This window comes from Pseudomonas frederiksbergensis (assembly GCF_017114915.1).
GTDB lineage: Bacteria > Pseudomonadota > Gammaproteobacteria > Pseudomonadales > Pseudomonadaceae > Aquipseudomonas > Aquipseudomonas frederiksbergensis_I.
On sequence record NZ_JAAUOE010000044.1, the window covers coordinates 1 to 22,813 of the forward strand.

The 22,813-nt window shown below is 57.8% G+C and carries 22 protein-coding genes, 4 tRNA genes and 1 riboswitch; of the genes, 7 read left to right on the forward strand and 19 right to left on the reverse strand.

Annotated features, from left to right (window positions below):
- Positions 1–395: 395 nt before the first annotated feature.
- Positions 396–884 (forward strand): SixA phosphatase family protein, encoded by a 489-nt coding sequence (locus HCU66_RS23260; RefSeq protein WP_205890777.1) that lies wholly within the window; start codon positions 396–398, stop codon positions 882–884.
- Positions 885–1,112: 228 nt separating this feature from the next.
- On the opposite strand, the gene HCU66_RS23265 is transcribed toward HCU66_RS23260, so the two are convergent.
- Positions 1,113–1,367, reverse strand: a complete 255-nt coding sequence (locus HCU66_RS23265) for a hypothetical protein (RefSeq protein WP_205890778.1) — start codon at positions 1,365–1,367, stop codon at positions 1,113–1,115.
- 214 nt (positions 1,368–1,581) lie between these two features.
- On the opposite strand from HCU66_RS23265, the gene fnr reads away from it, so the two are divergent.
- Positions 1,582–2,325: a fumarate/nitrate reduction transcriptional regulator Fnr gene (gene fnr, locus HCU66_RS23270; protein WP_205890779.1), complete on the forward strand. Its 744-nt coding sequence runs from the start codon at positions 1,582–1,584 to the stop codon at positions 2,323–2,325.
- Positions 2,326–2,543: 218 nt separating this feature from the next.
- On the opposite strand, the gene HCU66_RS23275 is transcribed toward fnr, so the two are convergent.
- Positions 2,544–3,359, reverse strand: coding sequence for an HNH endonuclease (locus tag HCU66_RS23275; RefSeq protein ID WP_241015639.1), 816 nt, complete (start codon positions 3,357–3,359; stop codon positions 2,544–2,546).
- Between the two features lie 93 nt (positions 3,360–3,452).
- A complete protein-coding gene (locus HCU66_RS23280; protein ID WP_205890780.1) occupies positions 3,453–3,617 on the reverse strand; it encodes a hypothetical protein in 165 nt (54 codons plus the stop codon).
- Positions 3,618–3,747: 130 nt separating this feature from the next.
- On the opposite strand from HCU66_RS23280, the gene HCU66_RS23285 reads away from it, so the two are divergent.
- A complete protein-coding gene (locus HCU66_RS23285; RefSeq protein ID WP_205890781.1) occupies positions 3,748–4,368 on the forward strand; it encodes a recombinase family protein in 621 nt (206 codons plus the stop codon).
- Between the two features lie 132 nt (positions 4,369–4,500).
- Positions 4,501–5,166: a DUF6680 family protein gene (locus tag HCU66_RS23290; protein ID WP_205890782.1), complete on the forward strand. Its 666-nt coding sequence runs from the start codon at positions 4,501–4,503 to the stop codon at positions 5,164–5,166.
- Positions 5,167–5,327: 161 nt separating this feature from the next.
- Here HCU66_RS23290 and HCU66_RS23295 read toward each other — a convergent pair.
- Positions 5,328–5,404 (reverse strand) — tRNA-Arg (locus HCU66_RS23295).
- A gap of 128 nt (positions 5,405–5,532) precedes the next feature.
- Positions 5,533–6,090, reverse strand: a complete 558-nt coding sequence (gene phnN, locus HCU66_RS23300) for a phosphonate metabolism protein/1,5-bisphosphokinase (PRPP-forming) PhnN (protein WP_205890783.1) — start codon at positions 6,088–6,090, stop codon at positions 5,533–5,535.
- 386 nt (positions 6,091–6,476) lie between these two features.
- Here phnN and HCU66_RS23305 point away from each other — a divergent pair, with 386 nt between their 5' ends.
- Positions 6,477–6,803 (forward strand): Arc family DNA-binding protein, encoded by a 327-nt coding sequence (locus HCU66_RS23305; protein ID WP_003178899.1) that lies wholly within the window; start codon positions 6,477–6,479, stop codon positions 6,801–6,803.
- A 101-nt stretch (positions 6,804–6,904) separates the two neighbouring features.
- Here HCU66_RS23305 and mgtE read toward each other — a convergent pair whose 3' ends face one another.
- Positions 6,905–8,347 (reverse strand): magnesium transporter, encoded by a 1,443-nt coding sequence (gene mgtE, locus HCU66_RS23310; protein WP_205890784.1) that lies wholly within the window; start codon positions 8,345–8,347, stop codon positions 6,905–6,907.
- Positions 8,348–8,668: 321 nt separating this feature from the next.
- On the opposite strand from mgtE, the gene HCU66_RS23315 reads away from it, so the two are divergent.
- Positions 8,669–9,187: a cell envelope protein SmpA gene (locus HCU66_RS23315; RefSeq protein ID WP_205890785.1), complete on the forward strand. Its 519-nt coding sequence runs from the start codon at positions 8,669–8,671 to the stop codon at positions 9,185–9,187.
- A 19-nt stretch (positions 9,188–9,206) separates the two neighbouring features.
- On the opposite strand, the gene HCU66_RS23320 is transcribed toward HCU66_RS23315, so the two are convergent.
- The 7 genes from HCU66_RS23320 to ltaE all read right to left on the reverse strand — a co-directional run bounded on the left by HCU66_RS23320 (position 9,207) and on the right by ltaE (position 15,171).
- Positions 9,207–9,283, reverse strand: a tRNA-Arg gene (locus HCU66_RS23320).
- Positions 9,284–9,354: 71 nt separating this feature from the next.
- Positions 9,355–9,431: transfer RNA gene (locus HCU66_RS23325), tRNA-Arg, on the reverse strand.
- 107 nt (positions 9,432–9,538) lie between these two features.
- Positions 9,539–9,629 (reverse strand) — tRNA-Ser (locus tag HCU66_RS23330).
- 62 nt (positions 9,630–9,691) lie between these two features.
- Positions 9,692–9,880: a carbon storage regulator CsrA gene (gene csrA, locus HCU66_RS23335; protein WP_002554426.1), complete on the reverse strand. Its 189-nt coding sequence runs from the start codon at positions 9,878–9,880 to the stop codon at positions 9,692–9,694.
- Between the two features lie 186 nt (positions 9,881–10,066).
- Positions 10,067–11,308, reverse strand: a complete 1,242-nt coding sequence (locus tag HCU66_RS23340) for an aspartate kinase (protein ID WP_105346344.1) — start codon at positions 11,306–11,308, stop codon at positions 10,067–10,069.
- Positions 11,309–11,398: 90 nt separating this feature from the next.
- On the reverse strand, positions 11,399–14,020 hold the full coding sequence (gene alaS / locus HCU66_RS23345; RefSeq protein WP_205890786.1) for an alanine--tRNA ligase: 2,622 nt from the start codon (positions 14,018–14,020) through the stop codon (positions 11,399–11,401).
- A gap of 146 nt (positions 14,021–14,166) precedes the next feature.
- On the reverse strand, positions 14,167–15,171 hold the full coding sequence (gene ltaE / locus HCU66_RS23350) for a low-specificity L-threonine aldolase (protein WP_205890787.1): 1,005 nt from the start codon (positions 15,169–15,171) through the stop codon (positions 14,167–14,169).
- Between the two features lie 197 nt (positions 15,172–15,368).
- Positions 15,369–15,539, forward strand: a riboswitch (FMN riboswitch).
- A 103-nt stretch (positions 15,540–15,642) separates the two neighbouring features.
- Here ltaE and HCU66_RS23355 point away from each other — a divergent pair.
- Positions 15,643–16,152 (forward strand): 6,7-dimethyl-8-ribityllumazine synthase, encoded by a 510-nt coding sequence (locus tag HCU66_RS23355; RefSeq protein ID WP_019582888.1) that lies wholly within the window; start codon positions 15,643–15,645, stop codon positions 16,150–16,152.
- A gap of 115 nt (positions 16,153–16,267) precedes the next feature.
- On the opposite strand, the gene astE is transcribed toward HCU66_RS23355, so the two are convergent.
- From astE to aruF, 6 genes are all read right to left on the reverse strand, one after another.
- Positions 16,268–17,278, reverse strand: coding sequence for a succinylglutamate desuccinylase (gene astE, locus HCU66_RS23360; protein ID WP_205890788.1), 1,011 nt, complete (start codon positions 17,276–17,278; stop codon positions 16,268–16,270).
- Between the two features lie 12 nt (positions 17,279–17,290).
- Positions 17,291–17,581: a topoisomerase II gene (locus tag HCU66_RS23365; protein ID WP_205890789.1), complete on the reverse strand. Its 291-nt coding sequence runs from the start codon at positions 17,579–17,581 to the stop codon at positions 17,291–17,293.
- 25 nt (positions 17,582–17,606) lie between these two features.
- On the reverse strand, positions 17,607–18,953 hold the full coding sequence (gene astB / locus HCU66_RS23370; protein ID WP_205890790.1) for an N-succinylarginine dihydrolase: 1,347 nt from the start codon (positions 18,951–18,953) through the stop codon (positions 17,607–17,609).
- Between the two features lie 177 nt (positions 18,954–19,130).
- A complete protein-coding gene (astD, locus tag HCU66_RS23375; RefSeq protein WP_205890800.1) occupies positions 19,131–20,600 on the reverse strand; it encodes a succinylglutamate-semialdehyde dehydrogenase in 1,470 nt (489 codons plus the stop codon).
- On the reverse strand, positions 20,597–21,622 hold the full coding sequence (gene astA / locus HCU66_RS23380; RefSeq protein WP_205890791.1) for an arginine N-succinyltransferase: 1,026 nt from the start codon (positions 21,620–21,622) through the stop codon (positions 20,597–20,599). Before astA ends, astD begins: the two co-directional genes overlap by 4 nt.
- Positions 21,623–21,696: 74 nt before the next feature.
- Entirely contained in the window at positions 21,697–22,716 is a 1,020-nt protein-coding gene (aruF, locus tag HCU66_RS23385; protein WP_025112905.1) for an arginine/ornithine succinyltransferase subunit alpha, read from the reverse strand.
- Positions 22,717–22,813 lie beyond the last annotated feature (97 nt).

Below are 22,813 nucleotides of genomic sequence, written 5' to 3' on the forward strand. Positions count from 1 at the left end.
TGGCGGGGATGTGATCCTCAAGGTTGAACGAGTAAAACAGCCGTTCCTGCCCACTCGATAACTGTCCCATCATGCTGCGTGCTTCCCTGCTGGCTGGTGCGAAGATTTTGCCGCAGGCCAGACGGGGGAGCTACTTTTTCAACAGAATCGGCCAGGAGCTGTCAGTCGCGGTTGGTGTCCAATAGACGATTTTCGCCATGGAGAGCCCTCCTGGTCATGACCGAACCCTCAGGTGAAAACCCTGTTTGCAAGCAGGCTGCGGTGATGTAGGTTGAATCAATGTCGTCGTGGATGCGGTCTTCCGACACGAGCCGAAGACCGCTTGCGATTGCGCCGTTCAAGCATCGCATCCAATAGGAATGGGCTCTCCCCCGAGAACATCCAGGATGAGTGCAATGAAAACGCTATTCCTCGTTCGCCACGCCAAGTCGAGTTGGGACGATACTTCGTTGCCCGACCGAGACCGACCATTGGCGGATCGGGGCAGGCGCGATGTGGCGAAGATGGGTAAGCGATTGGCAGAGCGCAATGTGAAGCTCGATATGATCATGTCGAGCCCGGCGACACGCGCGCTTGCGACTGCGGAGGTCATCGCAAAGATGCTCGATTTCAGGAACAAGGATATCGTGGTGAATGATCGGCTTTATGCTTGCGAGATGGATGACTTGCTCGACGTCATTCAAGAGCTTGGCGACAAACTGAAGCGCGTAATGCTGGTCGGCCACAACCCCGAGCTGACCGAGCTCGCGCATCACCTCACGAGCGAGATCACCCAGATGCCAACCTGCGCCATCGCCGAGTTCAGGTTCGATGCGAAGTCGTGGTCGGGCATCGGCAAGACCACGCCAACACAAGTAGGGCTGGACTATCCAAAGAAGCCATAATGCTGGCGCATCGACACCGTCGGTCTGCCGAAAATGGCGAAGGGGTGAAGGGGTGAAGGGGTGAAGGGGTGAAGGGGGAAACCATTGCCTTTCGCGACTGGCTGCAAAGGGTCGCTCTCTGCCGGTCATGTCCACGAATCCTGCTGGTCAAATCCGATGCAAATGACTGGTCAGGTCGAATGCAAATGGGGGGCAAGTCCGTGTAATTACCCACGGAGAAAGCCTTACTCAATCTAACGGCTCGAAAAGCACGTCTATAACGCCTTCAGCCAGCCGAATCCCTTGCTTCATCGCCTCTTCAAAACTTTTATAAACAGTATTTTCCCGAATTAGCCGTATATTTTCATTGGCAAAATTCACGGTGACGCAAATACCACTAGGAGCCGGATCATCTGGCGCGCCCCATATAAAATCTATTCGTGCCTTAATCCCGTTTTGATGGGTGTAGTCCACAGAACAGGGCCGCTCAGCCATCTCGCTCATATTGGTCACCTGGGTCCAGATCCAATCGAGTCGTAACTAATAGCCCATTTCAACGAACCACACCAGCCGCCAGCAGCAATGCCAGGCGAGATTGACAGGTTGAGTGCGTTTTCTGCCCCCCGTTCGTCTATTCTTCCGGCAAACGTCCGAATGAGATACGTATCTGAGAGCTCACCGCCTATGCTTATTTCATCCTCAGATGGCGTCATCTCCCATGCTCGAAACTCGTCCCGTTCAAGTTCAGCATCTCAAGGCTGCGTGCTCCAACTGCAGCGTATTGGAGTTGTGCCTGCCGATTGGCCTGACCGGGCAGGAGGTTGAACGTCTGAACACGCTGATCGTGCAACGCTTCAAGGTTAAAAAGGATGCAGCGCTGTACCGCACTGGAGATCCGTTACGCTCGCTTTACGCGGTCCGTATCGGCTCATTCAAGACCAGCATGGTGTCAGTCGATGGTCGTGAACAGGTCACCGGCTTTCACATACCCGGCGAAATGCTCGGTCTGGACGCTATCAGTGCCGAAGAGCACGCCTGCAATGCGATTGCCCTTGAGGACAGCGAAGTCTGCCCCATCCACTTTGCGCAATTGGAGAAACTCGCACAGAACCTGCCGTCACTGCAGCACAACCTGAACAGGCTCCTGAGTCGTGAAATCGTGCGTGATCACAGCATGCTGATGTTGATGGGTAACATGAACTCGGACGAGCGGCTGGCGGCTTTTTTGCTGAACCTGTCGCAGCGTTTCAGTATCCGCGGCTACTCATCCAGGGACTTCGTATTGAAAATGCGTCGCGAAGAAATCGGCTCCTACCTGGGACTGCGCCTGGAAACCATCTGCCGGGGCATTGCGCATCTGCGGAATCAGGGACTGGTGGAAATTGCCGGTCGCGACGTTAAAATCCAGAATATGGAAGGGCTGAAGCAACTGGTAGCGGGGTGTAATCGCCACCAGAGCTAACACCTGTAAATTCGAACGATTGGCAATGTCAGCTATGGGTCGGTTTCAGCCGGTCGTGGAAGGCAGAAATCGGCCAGAAGGAGACCGTGAGCATTACCCACTACAAGGAGTTAGCGTCGTCCATTCAATTCGAGGGCTGTGCCATGGATGCTATTGCCGACTAAACACCATCGCCTTCAGGCGCGACCAGATAGGGCCGCCGCGCCTGCAGAGAATGGTTAGCTGCGACCGATCATCTTCTTCAGTTCATCGATAGACAGCGGTGGTCGACGCTGATGAAGCATTGAGTGGCAGTTTGGACACACCGGGCGAAGATCCTTCACCGGATCCACCTTGTAATCTTTGCCGATATCAGCAAGCTGCACGAGGTGGTGGACGTGAATGTAGCCGCGACCAATCTCACCGTACACCTTGCCAAAATCGAAGCAGCATATGACACACGCGGTGCCGTAATGTGCTTTGCACGCTGAAATTGCCTTAGCGCTCCGCTCGTATGCGTTTACCGAAACCTGTTTTACAGCGCCTTCTCCATAGGTTGCGGCACCCGCGACCTCCTCTGGGAATTGCAATTCGCCTGACGCTTGAGATGCTTGCGGTTGTGTTTCAGCCGCAGTCGCACCTGTGAATCCGCGCTGCGGTGCCCCAACTTGAAATGACCAAGTGATTTGTACGGGCGTCGTCCGTTGAAAGCTATCCGGGGCTGCCTCGCCAGCATATTTAAAGGGACTCCTATCGTCGGTACGATAGAACACATGAACTCCCCCCTGACGGCTCAGGAGACTCTTAATGGATTCCTGTCCCACATGCGACGCGGTCTTCCCGTACCAATGGAGAAGACCTTCTTCAAAGCGGTTTGCATAGTCATGACCCGTTCGGCCCGCTGTGCCAATATTGCAGAAGATGAACCAATCGCCGCTCCATTGGGTATAGCCCGTGTTCCAGTTGCCCTTCTGCTTGCCCGGCGGAACGCGGCAGATTCTATAGATGTCATCCTTTGTATATCGTTGGCCGACGACGAACGTGAAGTGTGCCAATGAAATTCTCCAAGTTTGAGGAGCAGCTACCTGGCCGTTCTCTGCCGGTCATGGCCATGCGGCTTGCTGGTCAAATCCGATGCAAATAACTGGTCAGGTGGAATGCAAATGGGTGGGCAAATCTGTGTAATTACCCAACTTGTTATTGAGCACACACCAGAACCTTACAAAACCTAGCGTTTGGACCGCCAGCAGCATAGTGATTTTTTTATCAAGCGAGAGGCCGGAAGCATCACACAGCTTTGATACTTGCTGCATAGGGTGTTCTCCATGGTATGCCTGAGCTGATACACGCAAATTTGCGTTTATTTGCCCTTCCTGCTTGATAAGTAACACTCAAAGTGCAACAGTATTAGTGAGACACCTTAACTGATACGGGACGCACATCATGTTCATCCGCGCATACCTCAGAGCATCGACCGAAGAGCAGGACGCGGGCCGCGCCCGGGCATCGCTCGAGCAGTTCGCCACCGACCATAACAAGGTCATCGCTAGTGTGTACCTGGAGAACGCCAGCGGCGCCACGGCAGACCGGCCTGAGCTACTGCGCCTGCTCGAAGACGCGCGCAAGGGTGACGTGCTGCTTGTCGAATCGATAGATCGCCTCTCACGGCTTCCTGTAGAAGACTGGCAGAAGCTCAAGGCTGCGATCGACTCCAAGGGGTTGCGCATCGTCGCGATCGATCTGCCAACCAGTCACCAGGGAATGCAGGACACCAAAGGCGACGAGTTCACCGGGCGGATGCTGGGAGCGATCAACTCGATGCTGGTGGAAATGATGGCCGCCATTGCGCGCAAGGATTACGAGCAGCGCCGAGAGCGCCAGGCCCAAGGTATCGAGAAGGCTAAAGCTGCCGGCAAGTACCAGGGTCGGCCGGTCGATGAGGATCTGCACAAGCGCGTTACGGAACTGCTCGGCGCCGGCCTTGGCATCCGCGCAACAGCTCGGCACGCCAACTGTTCGACCACTACCGTTCTAAGGATCAGGGATCAAATCGCTTTAGCCTAAAAAGTAAAAATGGAAGATCACAACTGAGTGCTTTTGGGGTTGCCTTGGCGTGCGATGGAAAATACACATATTCTCAGAGCTCTACTCGGCAAGTGCTGTCGAGCCATCTTCCCCAACCTTGCGGAAAAAAGAATGGAAGCAAACTGGGTTTTCGGAATCGGTACGATCGTTGCCACACTGCTTGGGCCGATCCTAGCGGTTCAAGCACAGAAGTATCTTGAGCGCGTGAATGAGTCCAGAAACCAAAAAACCTGGATATTTAGCACGTTGATGGCAACTCGAGCGGCAAGGCTCTCACCGGATCATGTTCGTGCATTGAACATGATTGATCTCGCGTTCAACGGAGGCCGCTCGAACCGCCGAAAGGCCTCAGAAACAGACGTTTTGGATACCTGGCGTGACTACCTGGAGCACCTTACCTCGACGATAAACGAGAGCAATGCGGAAAGGTGGGTCGAGAAGCAGCAAGAGCTTTTGATTTTAATGTTGAGTGCAATGGCCACGGATCTAAATCTTCGGTATGACCGGGTCCTTCTACGAAACGGAGCCTACATTCCAAAGGGCCATACAGATCTTGAGCTCGACCAGCAAAAGCTAAGGCACTACGCAATTGAAGTCCTTTCCGGGCATCAACCGATTAGCATGAACGTGACCGGTTTCCCCTTCAGCGAGGAAATGACAAATTCGCAGCTGAAGCTACAGGAAGGCCTCTCTGAGGTTCTGGCTGGGCAAGGTCACCTGAAAATTCGAATAGAGCCCGGAAGCACAACTGAGATTGACGAGAAGGCTCCCGCCTAACCCGCTGTCAGCTCGGCGGTCGGAAAAGGTTGATCAATTGTAGGTACTAAAAAGCCCCATCAGATTGATTCTGAGTGGGGCTTTTTTTGCCTTCTGCTGCCACCCTGCTGTCACGAAAAAATGAAGCTGTCAGGAGAATGGTTTGAAAGGCGCGAATTATATGGTGTCCCAGGGCAGGTTCGAACTGCCAACCTTCCCCTTAGGAGGGGGATGCTCTATCCAATTGAGCTACTGAGACACAAGTCCCCCCGCAAGGAATGCGGGGCGATGGACGGCATGCATGTTAACGGGCAGGCCCGCTTTTGTCATGTCGTCCGTAGGGCTTTTTAAGTGTAGGCAGACGCCTCACGGTAGCGCCCCCCCCCATCAGCCGCTGAAGCTCAACAGCTCCAGAAGATTGGCCACTGTTGCCATCAGGTCGCCGGAGTTATCGAGCCGACGGATCTGCGTATCACCGATAGCATCGTCAGCCATGAACAACGCATTGCGGCGCAGTCTTGCTTCAACTTCTGTCAGGCTCTCGCGCCCCCGCTGTAGCAGACGTTCACGCAGCACTTCATCCTTGACCGTCAACAGCACCGGTATCAGCGTGGGGTAGCGCTGCTGCGCTTCTGCCAGGTGCCCGCGCGAACCATTGATCAATACATCGTGACCGTCCTTGAGCCATTGATCCATGCGCACAGGAATACCGTAATCCAGCCCATTGGCCTGCCACGACAGCGCGAAATCCCCTTTGCCTCTGCGCCGCTCGAATTCTTCGCGGGACACCTCGATGGCGTCTTCACCCACGGATCCAGCCGAGCGCGTGATAACCCGACGCACGACGGTACAATTGCGCGTTCGCAATGGCTCGCGAGCGGCTTCGATGAGGCTGTCCTTGCCGGATCCCGAAGGTCCCATTAAATAAATCAGCCTGCCATCCATCCTGAAATTATCCCATACCGCCCGTCAGCCCTAGTAAATCGGCCATTTGCCACTATCCTGTATAAGGTAAGGAACAAGGATCGAATCCGCATAGCATGCACCTTCAGGGGGCTTCGGGCATCACCTGTCGTGCAAGAGGACGCGGACAGCGATACGGACTCATGGATTATTTTCAAACCAGTCCGCATTTCTGATAATGGGTGCTGGCATTAAGCCTTTACCCAAATCAATATTTGTCACAGAATTGACGCCAATGATCTGGCTAATTTGAGGCATGATGCGCGCCTCTATCAATTCAGGTTGAACATTTGGCTGGAGTGCTTGTCCTATCTGACATCCTGCGGCCAATCCCGAGAACCGCTCCCCTGAACTAACCGGTTAAATATATGCGCCCATTGAAACAGGCAATTTATTCCAGCCGTACGGCTGACAAGTTCGTCGTACGTCTGCCAGACGGAATGCGTGAACGCATTGCCGAGGTGGCTCGCAATCATCATCGCAGCATGAACTCCGAAATCATCGCGCGCCTTGAGCAAAGCCTTATTCAGGAAGGCGCGTTGGGCGAAGAATTGAGCATGCGCCTGGACAGCCCCGAGCTGTCATTGCACGAACGCGAACTGCTGCAACGCTTCCGTCAACTCTCCCACCGCCAGCAAAACGCTCTGGTTTCGCTGATCGCCCATGACGCAGAAATGGCCGCAGACGCTTCCTGATTCATCCCGAAAGCTCAAGCCAGCGTAATTGCTGGCTTTTTTTTGCCTGAAATTTGGCTAAAAAAAACCCGCCGATCAGGCGGGTTCTTTAAATCAGGACCTCAAAGCAGGAAAATTGTCGCCAGCCCGAGGAAGATAAAAAAGCCTCCACTGTCGGTCATGGCAGTGATCATCACACTGGCGCCCATTGCCGGGTCGCGCCCAAGCCGTGCCAGGGTCATCGGAATCAAAACCCCCATCAGGGCCGCAAGCAACAGGTTAAGCGTCATGGCGGCAGTCATCACCACGCCCAGGGACCAACTGCCATAAAGCAGATAGGACACCACACCGATCACGCCGCCCCAGACCAGACCATTGATCAAGCCAACCGCCAACTCCTTGCGCATCAGCCGCGACGTATTGCCGGTACTGACCTGGTCCAGCGCCATGGCCCGAACGATCATGGTGATCGTCTGGTTACCCGAGTTGCCACCAATACCCGCCACAATCGGCATCAATGCCGCGAGCGCTACCAGTTTCTCGATGGAGCCTTCGAACAGGCCGATCACCCGGGATGCAACGAACGCGGTGATCAGGTTTATCGCCAGCCAGGCCCAACGGTTGCGCAGGGATTTCCAGACTGACGCAAAAATATCTTCTTCTTCGCGCAGACCCGCCATGTTGAGAACTTCGTTTTCGCTCTCTTCACGAATCAGGTCGACCATTTCATCGATGGTCAGACGACCGATCAGCTTGCCGTTCTTGTCGACCACCGGGGCCGAGATCAAGTCGTAACGCTCGAACGCCTGAGCGGCCTCGTAAGCATCTTCGTCCGGATGAAAACTCACCGGATCGCTGGCCATGACTTCCGATACCTGTTTTTCCGGGTCGTTGACCAGCAGGCGCTTGATCGGCAACACGCCCTTGAGCACGCCGTCGTAATCGACCACGAACAGTTTATCGGTGTGGCTCGGAAGCTCCTTGAGACGGCGCAGGTAACGCAAAACCACTTCGAGACTGACATCCTCGCGGATGGTCACCATCTCGAAGTCCATCAGCGCACCGACCTGATCCTCGTCATAAGACAACGCGGAGCGGACGCGTTCACGCTGTTGGCCATCGAGGGTTTCCATCAGCTCGTGGACGACATCTCGCGGCAACTCGGAGGCCAGGTCAGCCAGTTCGTCGGCATCCATGTCCTTGGTCGCCGCCAGGAGCTCGTGATCGTCCATGTCGGCGATCAGGCTTTCACGAACCGAATCGGATACTTCGAGCAGAATGTCGCCGTCGCGATCGGCCTTGACCAATTGCCAGACCGTCAAACGATCGTCCAGCGGCAAGGCTTCAAGGATGTAGGCAACGTCGGCGGAGTGCAGATCATCGAGCTTGCGCTGCAACTCGACGAGGTTTTGCCGGTGAACCAGGTTCTCGACCAGGTCGTGATGCGCACCTTCCTGACGATGAGTCAGGTCTTCGACCACCCGCTGGCGCTGCAGCAGCTCAACGACTTGAGCGAGGCGGTCCTGCAAGCTTTCCTGCGTTTTCTTTACTTCAACTTCAGACATAGGCGAACTCCACTCCCAGCAGCGGGGCACGCCGGAAGGATCAATCAGTCAATTCATGATTGTAAAAACGGGGTACTGAGTAACTACTGGGTAAGTCCATGGAGGTATTCCACAAGCCCCGGCGGGGCTGACGGGCGCAATGATAACACCGCCTGACGGTTTTAAACGTTAAAAAATCGTGGCTGAAACAAGCGCTTGCGAGACAAACCTGAGCGCTGTCCTGATCCATGGAACTGCGACGACTTATCCTGAAAAGAAAACACACCGCCGTCGAAAAATGTACCGGCTACCCTTGAGAAGGACCGTCAAGGAGGACGTCGAATGCCATCCAATACTCATTATTTCTTGCTTGCCGCCCTGCTCTGCCTGTCGCCCTGGGCGCTTGCCACGACCGTCCACCGGTGCGAAGCCCCCGATGGACGCATCACCTTCACAACCTTGAGCTGCACGACCGGGGATAACTTTTCGCTTCAGGATGTGCGCACCTTCTTGCCAGGCAGCACGACAGCCCTGATGCCGGAAGCTGACACCCGCGAAACATCAGGCAGGAAAATCCAAAGGAGAGAGCCGACGGTCGTTGGTCAGTCCGAGGACAAATGTGGAAATCAGCTCAGCGCGAAGGAGCGCCGTGCAGCGATCATCAATCAGCGGGTCGTCGCCGGCATGAGTCAACAGGATGTCGAAAGCGCTCTCGGTAAGCCAGACAAGATCAGCACCCGCAATTCAGCCATGAGCTACCGCTACGACAACAAGCGAGGGCGCAGTGCTCATATCGAATTCGACGAGAAAGGTTGTACCAAAGGAAAAGCCAAATCGCAGACGGCAAAAAGCCCGCGTTAAACGCGGGCTTTTTGTTGTTTGGTGCACTCGACAGGATTCGAACCTGTGACCGCTCGGTTCGTAGCCGAGTACTCTATCCAGCTGAGCTACGAGTGCATTTGTGTTTTTATACCAGATCACAACTGGTTGGAGCCAAGTCATTCACATCACTGCAAACAACTCTTAAATGGTGCACTCGACAGGATTCGAACCTGTGACCGCTCGGTTCGTAGCCGAGTACTCTATCCAGCTGAGCTACGAGTGCATTTGTTGCCGCGCATTATAGGCCGTTAAATCTTTTTGTAAAGCACTTTTTCTAGTAATTTCAACAACTTACCGAAGAAGCCAGATTACAACGTACTAAACAAATAATGGCGGAGAACGGGGGATTCGAACCCCCGACACCCTTGTGAGGTGTACTCCCTTAGCAGGGGAGCGCCTTCGGCCACTCGGCCAGCTCTCCGCAACACGGGGCGTATATTAACCAGCTTTATCCCCGTTTGCAAACATAAAAAACGATAAAAATTAATGGCTTGGTTCTTCGTCCTTCTCTTTCTTGATACGCAGGTAAATTTCCTCACGATGCACAGCCACCTCTTTCGGGGCGTTGACACCAATGCGCACTTGATTTCCTTTGACGCCGAGCACGGTCACGGTGATTTCGCCATCACCAATAATCAGGCTTTCTGCGCACCGACGAGTCAGAATCAGCATACCTTTCTCCTCACGCATTTCATTTCAGGGACAACAGTCTGCAAAAAAAAGGCATTCGACCTACAACCGAAAAGGTCGCAGCCCTACATGCCTGAGTATTGACTAGCGCGAGCAAAAGAACAGCTTTGGTACGCACCATTCAAAAAACGAAGGGCGCGGTCAGACCGCGCCCTTCGGGGGAACGCATTACTCGCCCTGTCGGGCCGGCGCGTCCAGTTCGAAAGCTGTGTGCAGGGCGCGCACAGCCAGTTCCAGGTACTTCTCTTCGATCACCACGGACACCTTGATTTCCGAAGTCGAGATCATCTGGATGTTGATGCTTTCTTTGGCCAGGGATTCGAACATGCGGCTGGCCACGCCTGCGTGGGAGCGCATGCCGACGCCGACGATCGAGACCTTGGCGATCTTGGTGTCGCCAACAACTTCACGGGCACCGATCTCGCGAGCGGTGTTTTCCAGTACGGTTTGCGCCGCCTGGTAGTCGTTGCGGTGCACGGTGAAGGTGAAGTCGGTGGTGTTATCGTGCGCAACGTTCTGCACGATCATGTCGACTTCGATGTTCGCGGCACTGATCGGGCCGAGAATCTTGAACGCCACGCCCGGGGTGTCTGGCACGCCACGGATGGTCAGCTTGGCTTCATCGCGGTTGAAAGCGATGCCGGAAATGATCGGCTGTTCCATGGTTTCCTCTTCATCAATAGTAATGAGGGTGCCCGGACCCTCCTTGAAGCTGTGCAGTACGCGCAGCGGAACGTTGTACTTGCCGGCGAACTCGACCGCACGGATCTGCAACACCTTGGAACCGAGGCTGGCCATTTCCAGCATCTCTTCGAAGGTGATCTTGTCCAGGCGCTGAGCCACGGACACCACACGCGGGTCGGTGGTGTAGACGCCGTCGACGTCGGTGTAGATCTGGCATTCGTCAGCCTTCAGGGCTGCCGCCAACGCCACGCCGGTGGTGTCGGAACCGCCACGACCGAGCGTAGTGATATTGCCGTGCTCGTCGACGCCCTGGAAACCGGCGACAACCACCACGCGACCGGCCTTCAGGTCACCGCGAATCTTCTGGTCATCAATCTGCAAGATACGCGCTTTATTGTGCGCGCTATCCGTCAGAATCCGTACCTGGTTGCCGGTGTACGACACCGCTGGCACGCCGCGCTTGATCAGCGCCATGGCCAACAGTGCAATCGTCACCTGCTCACCAGTGGAAACGATCACATCCAGCTCGCGAGGAACCGGTTGGCCGTCGCCACTGATTTGCTTGGCCAGATCGATCAGACGGTTGGTTTCGCCGCTCATTGCAGACAGCACAACCACCAGGTCATCGCCCGCATCGCGGAATTTCTTAACCTTGTCGGCGACCTGCTCGATTCTCTCGACAGTGCCGACTGAGGTGCCTCCAAATTTCTGTACGATCAAAGCCATTTCAAAGCCGCCTCTGCCCATGAAGGGCGCCCAATAATCACTCAAACAGCGTTCTGGCCCGCCACTAGACCGCGGGCCAGGCACACTGCCTTATAAACCCTGCTCTACAAATGGAACAGTCAGGGCCAATGCGGCATCCAGTGCGCCAGCGTCGGTACCACCGCCCTGCGCCATGTCTGGACGACCACCGCCCTTCCCGCCCACTGCCGCAGCGGCTTGCTTCATCAAATCACCGGCTTTGAGTTGGCCAGTCAGGTCTTTGGTCACGCCTGCAACCAGAACGACCTTTTCCTCATGGACACTGCCGAGCAGGATCACTGCGCGGCCGAGTTTGTTTTTCAGCTGATCGACCAGCGCCAGCAGCGCCTTGCCGTCCTGGCCGTCCAGACGCACGGCCAGCACTTTCACGCCTTTGACGTCCAGGGCAGAGGCCGACAGATCGTCGCCCGCCGCGCTGGCCGCCTTGGCCTGCAACTGCTCGAGTTGCTTCTCCAGCAGACGGTTGCGCTCCAGCACAGCCGACAGCTTGTCGATCAGGTTATCGCGGCTGCCCTTGACCAGGTTGGCCGCTTCCTTGAGTTGTTCTTCTGCCGCATTCAAGTAGGCCAGTGCCGCGGCACCGGTGACTGCCTCGATACGACGCACGCCGGAGGCCACACCGCCTTCGCTGATGATTTTCAGCAGGCCGATGTCGCCGGTACGGGTGGCGTGAATACCGCCGCACAGCTCGACGGAGAAATCGCCCATGCTCAGCACGCGTACGCTGTCGCCGTACTTCTCGCCGAACAGCGCCATGGCGCCTTTCTGCTTGGCGGTTTCGATATCGGTTTCTTCGGTTTCAACCTCGGAGTTCTTGCGAATCTCGGCGTTGACGATGTCTTCCAGCGCTTTCAGTTGCTCAGGCTTGATGGCTTCGAAGTGGCTGAAGTCAAAGCGCAGGCGTTGACTGTCGACCAACGAGCCTTTCTGCTGAACGTGCTCGCCCAGTACCTGACGCAATGCGGCGTGCAGCAGGTGAGTCGCCGAGTGGTTCAGCGACGTCGCGTGACGCACTTCGGCATCGACATGAGTCTCGACCGGAGCACCTACGATCAGACTGCCCGAATCCAGCACGCCGTGGTGCAGGAACGCACCGCCGGTCTTGGTGGTGTCGCGCACGTCGAAACGCGCAGCGCCAGCCTGGAGGAAGCCGCAATCACCAATCTGACCACCGGATTCGGCATAGAACGGGGTCTGATTGAGAACGACCACGCCCTCTTCGCCTTCGCTCAGTACGTCAACCGATTGCCCGTCTTTATAGAGAGCAACGATTTTGGCGGAGCCGCTGTGCGCGGTATAACCGGTGAACTCGGTGGCCACATCAACCTTGACCAGGCTGTTGTAGTCCATGCCGAAGGAGCTGGCGGAGCGAGCACGGACGCGCTGGGCTTCCATTTCGCGCTCGAAGCCTTCTTCGTCGATGGTCAGGCTGCGCTCGCGAGCGATGTCGCCGGTCAGGTCCATCGGGAAGCCGTAAGTGTCGTAAAGCTTGAACACCACGTCGCCCGGCACCACGTCGCCTTTGAGTTCGGCCAGATCCTGCTCGAGAATCTTAAGGCCTTGCTCCAGGGTCTTGGCGAATTGCTCTTCTTCGGCTTTGAGGACGCGCTCGATGTGCGCCTGCTGGGATTTCAGCTCAGGGAACGCTTCGCCCATCTCGGCGACCAGGGCCGCAACGATCTGGTAGAAGAAGCTGCCCTTGGCGCCCAGTTTGTTGCCGTGGCGGCAAGCACGACGAATGATCCGGCGCAGCACATAACCGCGACCTTCGTTGGACGGCAGCACGCCATCGGCAATCAGGAAGCCGCACGAACGAATGTGGTCAGCCACGACTTTCAGCGAAGCCTGAGCGTCGTTGGTGCAACCGATGGCTTTGGCCGATGCGGTGAGCAGGCTCTGGAACAGGTCGATTTCATAGTTCGAGTGAACGTGCTGCAGCACGGCACTGATCCGCTCCAGGCCCATGCCGGTGTCCACCGACGGCGCTGGCAACGGGTGCAACACGCCATCGGCGGTGCGGTTGAACTGCATGAACACGTTGTTCCAGATTTCAATGTAACGGTCGCCGTCTTCTTCCGGCGAGCCCGGTGGGCCACCCCAGATGTCGGCGCCGTGATCATAGAAAATCTCGGTGCAAGGACCGCACGGGCCGGTATCGCCCATGGTCCAGAAGTTGTCGGAAGCGTATGGCGCGCCCTTGTTGTCGCCGATGCGAACCATGCGCTCGGCCGGAACACCGATCTCCTTGGTCCAGATGTCGTACGCCTCGTCATCGCTGGCGTAGACGGTGACCCAGAGCTTTTCTTTGGGCAGGTTCAGCCACTTCTCGCTGGTCAGGAAGTTCCAGGCGTAGGTGATGGCGTCACGCTTGAAATAATCACCGAAGCTGAAGTTACCCAGCATTTCGAAGAAGGTGTGGTGACGGGCGGTATAACCGACGTTTTCCAGGTCGTTGTGCTTGCCGCCGGCGCGCACGCATTTCTGGCTGCTGACGGCGCGGGTGTACGCGCGCTTTTCCTGGCCCAGGAAGCAGTCCTTGAACTGGTTCATCCCCGCGTTAGTGAACAGCAGGGTTGGGTCGTTGCCCGGAATCAAAGAGCTGGAGGCTACACGGGTGTGGCCTTGCTCTTCGAAGAAGCGAAGGAAGGCTTCACGGATTTCTGCGCTTTTCATTAGGTTCTTCCACGGAGGCTGCGGCCAAAGGCCTGTTCGAAACGTCAACAGACGAAGCGACGGCAAAGGGCCGCATTATATCGGCCCTGCGCGCGGGGTACAGCGTGTTTATACGATAGAAACGGTCAATTGGACCGCTAACGCGATCAGTTGCGGGAAAACTCGACGAATGTCGCGACGACCTGCTCGATTTGCGCACGGCTGACGTCCATGTGCGTGACCATTCGCAGACGAGCGGCAGCGCTGAGTTTGATCCCGCGCGTCGCAGCGAAGGCCTTGATCGCTTCGGCCTTGTCGCCCATCTTCACGTAAACCATGTTGGTCTGCACCGGCTCGACCTCATAGCCCGCCGCTCGCAGGCCCTCGCCCAGCAACTGTGCATTGGCATGGTCGTCGGCCAGGCGCTGAATATTATTATCCAGCGCATAGAGCCCCGCCGCCGCAAGAATCCCGGCCTGGCGCATGCCGCCACCGACCATTTTGCGCAGACGCCGCGCCTTGGCGATGAATTCCGCCGTGCCGCACAGCACCGAACCGACCGGCGCACCCAGGCCTTTGGACAGGCAGACCGATACCGAATCGAAATGCTGAGTGATCTCCCGGGCATCCACACCGAGCTTGACCGCCGCGTTGTAGAGCCGCGCGCCATCCAGATGCAGCGCCAGGCCATATTCCCGAGTGAAGCGGCGAGCCTGGGCCAGATACTCCAGCGGTAGCACCTTGCCCTGCATGGTGTTTTCCAGCGCCAGCAAACGGCTGCGGGCGAAGTGGAAGTCATCCGGCTTGATCGCGGCGGCGACCTGCGCCAGATCCAGCGAACCATCGGCTTGCACTTCCAGCGGCTGCGGCTGGATCGAACCGAGCACCGCCGCGCCGCCACCTTCGTACTTATAGGTGTGGGCCTGTTGACCGACAATGTATTCGTCACCGCGCTCGCAGTGGGCCATCAAGCTCAGCAGGTTGCTCATGGTACCCGTCGGGACAAACAGCGCCGCGGCAAAACCCAGTCGTCTTGCCAGCTCGGCTTCCAGACGATTGACCGTCGGATCTTCGCCATAGACGTCGTCACCGGTGGCCGCATTGGCCATCGCGTCGAGCATCCCTGCGGTCGGTTGGGTAACGGTGTCGCTGCGAAGATCGATAACACTCATGAATCTGGCCTCGGTAAGCAGGGGAAAAATCCGTTTCGGAATGGAATTACTGCGGTCATGCCGACAATTAATCAAGCCTTGCGCGAGAAAAGGCGCTTTACGCCTTCGAAAAATCTGATAGCAATCATCAGAAAGCAGCCATGCGTACTCAGGAAATATGTGTTAAAAACGCTACGCCGCCAAACGTTCTGGCGGCGAAACGTTCTCAGGGCGGGGTGTAATTCCCCACCGGCGGTAATTGCGCGCAATGCGCATAGCCCGCGAGCGCTTGGTGTCAGGTACGGCAATGGCTGTGATGGCGGCAAGGTCAGCAGACCCGGTGTGATTCCGGGGCCGACGGTCATAGTCCGGATGAAGAGAGAACGGGATTGACACAAAAGGGCCGTCCGCAGGCATTCGTGCGAGCGTGCGCACCCTTGAATCCCATTCGATTCATAACGCCCTGTTTTTCACACAAACAGGAGTCAGAACATGCAACCCACCGCAATCGATAGCAAAAGCAAAAACCATCAGGGCGAGCGCGTCGCGTTCATTCAGGCCTGCTGGCACAAGGAAATCGTCGATCAGAGCCGTAAAGGCTTCGTCGCCGAAATGATTGCTCAGGGTTATCAGGAGTCGGACATCGATTTCTTCGAAGTCGGCGGCGCCTTTGAAATTCCACTGCACGCCAAGTTGCTGGCCAAATCCGGTCGTTATGCCGGCATCGTCGCCGCGGGCCTGGTGGTCGATGGTGGCATCTATCGCCACGAATTCGTCGCCCAGTCGGTGATCAGCGGCCTGATGCAGGTTCAACTGGAAACCGAAGTGCCAGTGTTCTCGGTGGTTTTGACCCCGCACCACTTCCATGCCGGCGAAGAACATCAGAAGTTCTTCTTCGAGCATTTCGTGCATAAAGGTCAGGAAGCGGCGAAGACCTGCGCGGATACACTGCACAAGACGCGCGCATTGCGCCGCAGCGAGCCTCGCGCGGTAGCGGTCTAGTTACATGATCATTCCCACGCTCTGCGTGGGAATGCCTCAATAGACGCTCTGCGTCTGCTCTTGGGACGCGGAGCGTCCCCGGCTGCATGCCCACGCAGAGCGTGGGAACGATCAGTCAGGCGAGGTTTTCGTCGGTCGTCGGTACGATCAGGATGCCGGCGCGCAGGCCGTTCTTGACCTTTGGGTTCGGGAAGATGATCCGGGCGCCCTGCTCTTCGATGATCCAGCGGGTATTGGCGATATCCTCGGCCAACACATAACCCACTTTCAACTCCGAAAAGTTTTCGATATCCGCCGGCAGGTTCAGGCGGAAGCTGTCGCTGTGCTTGATGACTTCTCGCGCGACGCTGAACAACTGCAAGCCATCCAGCCCATCGTCGGTCATGGGCGGCTCGGTGCCTTCGATGATCTGCTTCAGGCGGGACTCAAGAAGGCTGACGTTGACCCCATCGTTCTGCCCGAACGGCCGGGCCTTGCCCAGTTCCAGGGTGAAGGACTCGGCATCGAGCTTGTCGTAGGTGTAGGAGCTGAAGACGATGGAAGGCTTGTTCTGCAACAGCACCGCCTCCATGCCGGCGGCGCGCAGGCGAGCCAGTTCCAAGCGTGAATGCTGACGACCTTCTTTCCAGGGATACAGAGCGAACTGCTCGATTTTCGAGCCACGGATCGCCGTGTGCAGGTCGTAGTGCAGACGGTTGCGGTCCGGCAGGCTGAAGAAAGTCGCCGCCAGCCGCTCCAGCTCACAAGCGCGCAAGGCTTCGGAACCGCTGCTTTGTTCGTGCCGGCCGTTGAACAGCCGATTGACGTCCTGCTCGATGAAACGCTCACCGCGACGAATAGCCTCGGGATTGCCGAACAGAAACAGAATACGTGCGCGCGGCTTCAGATCACCGCGAGCGATGTCATGCAACAGGCGATCGAGCAGCTCGATCGGCGCTGTTTCGTTGCCATGGATGCCGGCCGAGAGCAGCAGGTCCAGGCCATTGTCACGGGCTTCAGGTGGCCGGACTTCCAGCGCACCTTCGCTCAACCAGCGCATCCGCACGCCTTCGACAGTCAGTTGAGTCTTCTCCGCCGGTTCGCGACCGGCGAGGGTCAGTTCAAGCAGTTTGCCGAGGGCGAGCATAGAGCGGTTTCCTTAGTGGTCGTGATTGCAATCCGGGCCGTGGACGTGGTCCTCGTCGTCACTGATGTCGGCCGGTTCCATCTCCAGTTGCAGACTTACCAGATTAGTCGCCAACGGGCGCAGCAGCAGGTTGGCGTATTCAGCGTCCCCCTCTTCGACGTCCACGCCGATCAGCAGCTGGCCGCGGCCGTCCTGCTGGATCCACAGCTCTTTGCCTTGCCACATGACCGCGACGCGGGTGCAGGACGTTTCCAGTTGCGTGCCGTCGGTGTCTTCAAGGATCAGCTGCAGGGTATCGCTCATGTAATTACGCTCTCATCTGGAGATATCAATTGATCTGGAATGGATAAACCGCGCCCAGTTTAAGGATTTGCGTCAATTCATCCAGTGCCGTCCGGCACTCAAGCAACAATTGCGGATCCGCCAGATCGTTTTCGGTCATGCGGTCGCGGTAGTGCTTGTCGACCCATTCGGTCAATGTGCCGTACAACGGAGCCGTCATGATAACCCCTTGGTTGACGGCCGCCAGTTCGGTTTCGTTGAGTGCGACGCGTAACCGCAGGCAAGCCGGGCCACCACCGTTCTGCATGCTCTGCTTGAGATCGAACACCTTCACTTCGCGGATCAGACCGCCAGAGCTGGTCAGGCCTTGCAGGTATTGCCAGACACGCTCGTTGCCACGGCATTCTTCCGGCACGATCAACAGCATGGAGCCGTCGGGACGCGACAGCAGCTGGCTATTGAACAGGTAGGAACGTACCGCGTCTTCCACGGTGACCGCGGAACGCGGTACGCAGATCGACTGAAATTTCCCACCGACTTTTGCGAGTTTGCCTTGCAGTTCAGCGAGCATCCGGTCGGTATCGAGGAAGGCATCCTCGTGATAGAACAACACCTCGCCGTTACCCACCGCGATCACGTCGTTGTGGAACACGCCCTGATCGATCACCGAAGGGTTCTGCTGGGCGTACACCACGCCGTCATCGCTCAGACCGTGCAGACGCGCAACCGCCTGGGAGGCTTCGAGGGTCTGGCGCGCCGGGTACTTCTGCGGTGCCGGGTAACGGGTGTCGAACGCGCTGCGACCGAACACGAAAAACTCGACACCGGCTTCACCGTAGTCACGGCAGAAACGCGTGTGGTTGGCCGCACCTTCGTCACCGAACTGTGCGACGGCCGGCAACGCGGCGTGATGAGCAAAGTGTTTCTGATCGGCGAACATCGCCCCCAGCACGCGACTGGTGGTCGGGTGTTCGATGCTGCGGTGGTATTTGCAGTTCAGGTTGGCGGCGGTGAAATGCACGCGACCATCCGCGGTGTCGGCGCCCGGGCTGACCGTGGCGGCGTTGGCCACCCACATGCTCGACGCCGAGCAATTGGCAACCAGCAGCGGCATGGCCTCTTTGGCGGCGCGCTCGATCACCTGGGCATCGGTGCCGCTGAAACCCAACCGGCGCAATGCAGCCACATCCGGACGCTCTTGTGGCGCTAAAACACCTTGCTGAAAGCCCATTTCCATCAGCGCTTTCATCTTCGCCAGGCCTTGCAGCGCGGCTTCCTTCGGATTGGAAGATTGCTGGCTGTTGCTCTGGGAGGCGACGTTGCCGTAAGACAGGCCGCCGTAGTTATGGGTCGGCCCCACTAGACCGTCGAAATTGACTTCATAGGATTTCATCAGCGAGGCTCCACGAGAATCTGTTGTTATAGGCTGTAGCAGCTGCCGAAGGCTGCGTTCGGCTGCGCAGCAGCCGCAATTAAACTATCCCCGATTCTGATCCAGAATCACGGTGTACCCATTTACGACTGCTTCGCAGTCGAACGCAGCCTTCGGCAGCTGCTACAAGGGTCGGTCTTACGACATGCGCACGCCTGGAGTCAGTGCGCTCGGCAAGGTCAGGCTCGGAGTTTCCAGCGAGGCCACCGGGTACGCGCAGTAATCCGCGGCGTAGTAGGCGCTGGCGCGATGGTTGCCCGAGGCGCCGACACCGCCGAATGGCGCGCTGCTCGCCGCACCGGTCAGCTGCTTGTTCCAGTTGACGATACCGGCGCGGCTTTCCAGCCAGAACTGCTGATAACGCGCTTCGGAGTCCGACAACAGACCGGCCGCCAGGCCATAGGCGGTGTCGTTGGCTTCAGCGATCGCCGCTTCAAAATCAGCGTAGCGGATCACTTGCAGCAGCGGACCGAACAGCTCTTCGTCCGGGCGATCGGCAACCGCTGTCACGTCCAGGATGCCAGGGGTCAGCAAGGCGGCTTGAGCCTGAGGCTGAGTCATTTCCAAAAGCGCCACGGCGCCGTTGGCCAGCAGATGTTCTTGCGCATCCATCAGCGCTTTCGCCGCGCCGAGGGAAATCACCGAGCCCATGAACGGTGCCGGTTGCTGATCGAACGCACCGACATCGATGGTCGAGCTGACCGCCACCAGACGCGCCAGCAGCGTGTCGCCCCAGGCGCCTTGCGGCACCAGCAAGCGGCGGGCACAGGTGCAACGCTGACCGGCAGAAATGAACGCCGACTGAATGATGGTGTAAACGGCGGCATCGAGGTCCGCGACCTGATCCACCACCAGCGGGTTGTTACCGCCCATTTCCAGCGCGAGGATCTTGTCCGGACGACCGGAAAACTGCTTGTGCAGATGATTGCCGGTGCGGCTGGAACCGGTGAAAAACAGACCGTCGATGCCCGGGTTCGCCGCCAGGGCGATACCGGTTTCGCGAGCGCCTTGCAGCAGGTTCAGCACGCCGGCCGGCAGACCGGCTTCGATCCAGCACTTGACCGTCAGTTCGGCGACTTTCGGCGTCAGTTCGCTGGGTTTGAACAGCACACTGTTACCGGCCAACAGCGCCGGCACGATGTGACCGTTCGGCAAGTGACCGGGGAAGTTGTAAGGACCGAATACTGCCACTACGCCGTGCGGCTTGTGACGCAATACAGCGGTGGCGTCGCCCAGCGGGCCGCTCTTCTCGCCGGTCCGTTCGCGGTAGCTCTGCACCGAGATGGCAATCTTGTTGACCATGCTGGTGACTTCAGTCGCCGCTTCCCACAGGGGTTTGCCGGTTTCTTCACCGATGGTGCGAGCCAGTTCGTCGGCGTGACTCTTCAGCGCGGCGGCAAAAGCCTCCAGCACGCTAATGCGCTCTTCGAGGGTTCGACGAGCCCAGCCCGGGAACGCTTGACGCGCAGCCTGCACCGCCGACTCGACCTGAGCGGCGGTGGCGCCTTCACCGGCCCACAGCACTTGCTGGGTCACCGGGTTGACCGATTGAAAGCTTTCACCCTGACCGGTCAGCCATTCACCGGCGATGTATAGCGAATTCATTATTTCGACTCCCGAGCAGCAGACAACGCAACGGCGCGCACTTGATCGCCAGCGTTGAGTTGAAGACGTTTGGCGGTCAGCGGATCGACCACCAGAGTGCCAGCGGCGAAGCGTGCTGGCGCAGCAGTGATCCGGCAGTCTTCGCGCTTGCGGTTATGAATCAGGAATGGCGTGGCGTCGTCACCCGGGGTGCCGATGGCCAGCACCAGCGCCTGGCTGTCGCGCACTGCGCGGATCTTGGCGGTTTCGCACTCCACCGCAGGACCTGCGTCGAAGATGTCGACGTAGCCTTGGTAACTGAAACCTTCACTCTTGAGCATCGCCAGGGCCGGCTCGGTGTCCGGATGAACCTGGCCGATCACGTTGCGCGCGCCTTCCGACAGGAAGCAGGTGTACAGCGGGAATTTCGGCATCAGCTCGGCGATGAATGCCTTGTTGCCCACACCCGTCAGGTAATCGGCCTGGCTGAATTCCATCTTGAAGAAGTGCCGACCCAGGCTTTCCCAGAACGGCGAACGGCCCGAGGCGTCGGACACGCCGCGCATCTCGGCGATGATCTTGTTGCCGAACAGTTGCGGGAATTCGGCGATGAACAGCAGCCGCGCCTTGGCCAGCATGCGGCCGTTGAGGCCCGTGCGGTAATCGGCGTGGAGGAACAGCGAGCACAGTTCAGAGTTGCCGGTCAGGTCGTTGGCCAGGAACAGTGTCGGGATTTCGCGATAGATGTTCAGCTCTTGCGAGGCGCTGACCGTCAGGCCCACCCGGAAGTTGTACCACGGCTCACGCAGGCCGACGGCGCCGGCAATGGCGGAAATACCCACCACGCGACCGTTGTCGTCTTCAAGCACGAACAGGTAATCCGCATCGCCCCGCCCGGCTTCGCCGCGAAAGGTCTTCTCGGCCCAGCCAACCCGGTGGGTCAGGCGCTCTTCATTGGCCGGCAAGGTGGTCAGGCCGGTGCCGGTGCTGCGGGCCAGGTCGATCAGAGCGGGTAAATCGCTGCTGCGTACGGGACGAACGATCATGCTATCTCCTCAAACGGGCCGCTTGCGCCACCCGTGAAACTCGCTGCTTTACTAAGCATTCTTTAAAGCAGGCGTTAAACCGCCACCAGGCGCACGCTCGCACCTTCACCGACGCCCAAGGCTTCGGCCGCTTCAAGGTCCAGGGTCACGGGTTTGCCCGGCGCGTAATCGAGCTCGAGCAACACGGCGCGGTAATCCTGCAACTGGGCGTTGGCCACCAGATACTGACGACCGGCCCCCTTGACCGGCTCACCGATTTTCACCGGCACCACACGGCTCTGGGCAATCGAACGGATCCCCGAGACGCGGGCATGCAGGGTCGGGCCACCGTCGAAAATGTCGATGTAGTGATCGGTCTCGAAGCCTTCGCGCATCAGGATGTCGAACGTGATCTGTGCCCGTGGATGCACCTGGCCCATCGCCTCTTGAGCGGAGTCCGGTAGCAACGGCACGTAGATCGGGTAATGCGGCATCAGCTCGGCCAGGAACGTGCGGCTTTTCAGGCCGCACAGACGCTCGGCTTCGGCGTAGTTGAGATCGAAGAAGTTGCGACCGATGGCATCCCAGAACGGCGAGTCGCCATTTTCGTCGCTGTAACCGACGATCTCGGTGACCACCGAATCGGCAAAACGCTCCGGATGGCTGGCGACGAACAGCAAACGACCACGGGAGTTGAGTTCCGCCCAAGGCGACCCCACCAGCTCACGCTGCACGTAGAAACTGGTCAGCAAACTGTTGCCGGTCAGGTCGTGGCATTGCGAAAGCACGTGGATCTTGTTGTGGATCTTCAGCTCGCGGGAGGCGTGCACGAACGTTTCGTTACGAAAGCTGTAGAACGGCTCGGAATAACCGGCCGAAGCAACGATGGCCGAACAGCCGACCAGCTTGCCGGTGGCGGTATCTTCGAGGACGAAGAAGTAGCTCTCTTCACCGTTGAAGCTCACTTCGGCGGCGAACGAGGCTTCGCTTGCTGCGATTTTGTCGCTCAGGCGTTCAACGTCATCCGGCAAGGAAGTGACACCAATCGGGCTGTCCGCAGCCAGACGCTGTACCTCGCCCAGATCAGCCATTTGCGCGGGGCGCATCACCAGCATGGTGTCACTCCTTTCTTAACATCAGGTTGGCGAATTGCGCCAACTCGGGGAAAAAAATGCCGGGCAGGCCCGGCACAGGAAAAAATCTCAACGCCCA

Coding starts and splice junctions, on each gene's coding strand:
- HCU66_RS23260 (WP_205890777.1), top strand. CDS start 396: ATGAAAACGCTATTCCTCGTTCGCCACGCCAAGTCGAGTTGGGACGAT.
- HCU66_RS23265 (WP_205890778.1), bottom strand. CDS start 1,367: ATGAGCGAGATGGCTGAGCGGCCCTGTTCTGTGGACTACACCCATCAA.
- fnr (WP_205890779.1), top strand. CDS start 1,582: ATGCTCGAAACTCGTCCCGTTCAAGTTCAGCATCTCAAGGCTGCGTGC.
- HCU66_RS23280 (WP_205890780.1), bottom strand. CDS start 3,617: ATGCAGCAAGTATCAAAGCTGTGTGATGCTTCCGGCCTCTCGCTTGAT.
- HCU66_RS23285 (WP_205890781.1), top strand. CDS start 3,748: ATGTTCATCCGCGCATACCTCAGAGCATCGACCGAAGAGCAGGACGCG.
- HCU66_RS23290 (WP_205890782.1), top strand. CDS start 4,501: ATGGAAGCAAACTGGGTTTTCGGAATCGGTACGATCGTTGCCACACTG.
- phnN (WP_205890783.1), bottom strand. CDS start 6,090: ATGGATGGCAGGCTGATTTATTTAATGGGACCTTCGGGATCCGGCAAG.
- HCU66_RS23305 (WP_003178899.1), top strand. CDS start 6,477: ATGCGCCCATTGAAACAGGCAATTTATTCCAGCCGTACGGCTGACAAG.
- mgtE (WP_205890784.1), bottom strand. CDS start 8,347: ATGTCTGAAGTTGAAGTAAAGAAAACGCAGGAAAGCTTGCAGGACCGC.
- HCU66_RS23315 (WP_205890785.1), top strand. CDS start 8,669: ATGCCATCCAATACTCATTATTTCTTGCTTGCCGCCCTGCTCTGCCTG.
- csrA (WP_002554426.1), bottom strand. CDS start 9,880: ATGCTGATTCTGACTCGTCGGTGCGCAGAAAGCCTGATTATTGGTGAT.
- HCU66_RS23340 (WP_105346344.1), bottom strand. CDS start 11,308: ATGGCTTTGATCGTACAGAAATTTGGAGGCACCTCAGTCGGCACTGTC.
- alaS (WP_205890786.1), bottom strand. CDS start 14,020: ATGAAAAGCGCAGAAATCCGTGAAGCCTTCCTTCGCTTCTTCGAAGAG.
- ltaE (WP_205890787.1), bottom strand. CDS start 15,171: ATGAGTGTTATCGATCTTCGCAGCGACACCGTTACCCAACCGACCGCA.
- HCU66_RS23355 (WP_019582888.1), top strand. CDS start 15,643: ATGCAACCCACCGCAATCGATAGCAAAAGCAAAAACCATCAGGGCGAG.
- astE (WP_205890788.1), bottom strand. CDS start 17,278: ATGCTCGCCCTCGGCAAACTGCTTGAACTGACCCTCGCCGGTCGCGAA.
- HCU66_RS23365 (WP_205890789.1), bottom strand. CDS start 17,581: ATGAGCGATACCCTGCAGCTGATCCTTGAAGACACCGACGGCACGCAA.
- astB (WP_205890790.1), bottom strand. CDS start 18,953: ATGAAATCCTATGAAGTCAATTTCGACGGTCTAGTGGGGCCGACCCAT.
- astA (WP_205890791.1), bottom strand. CDS start 21,622: ATGATCGTTCGTCCCGTACGCAGCAGCGATTTACCCGCTCTGATCGAC.
- aruF (WP_025112905.1), bottom strand. CDS start 22,716: ATGCTGGTGATGCGCCCCGCGCAAATGGCTGATCTGGGCGAGGTACAG.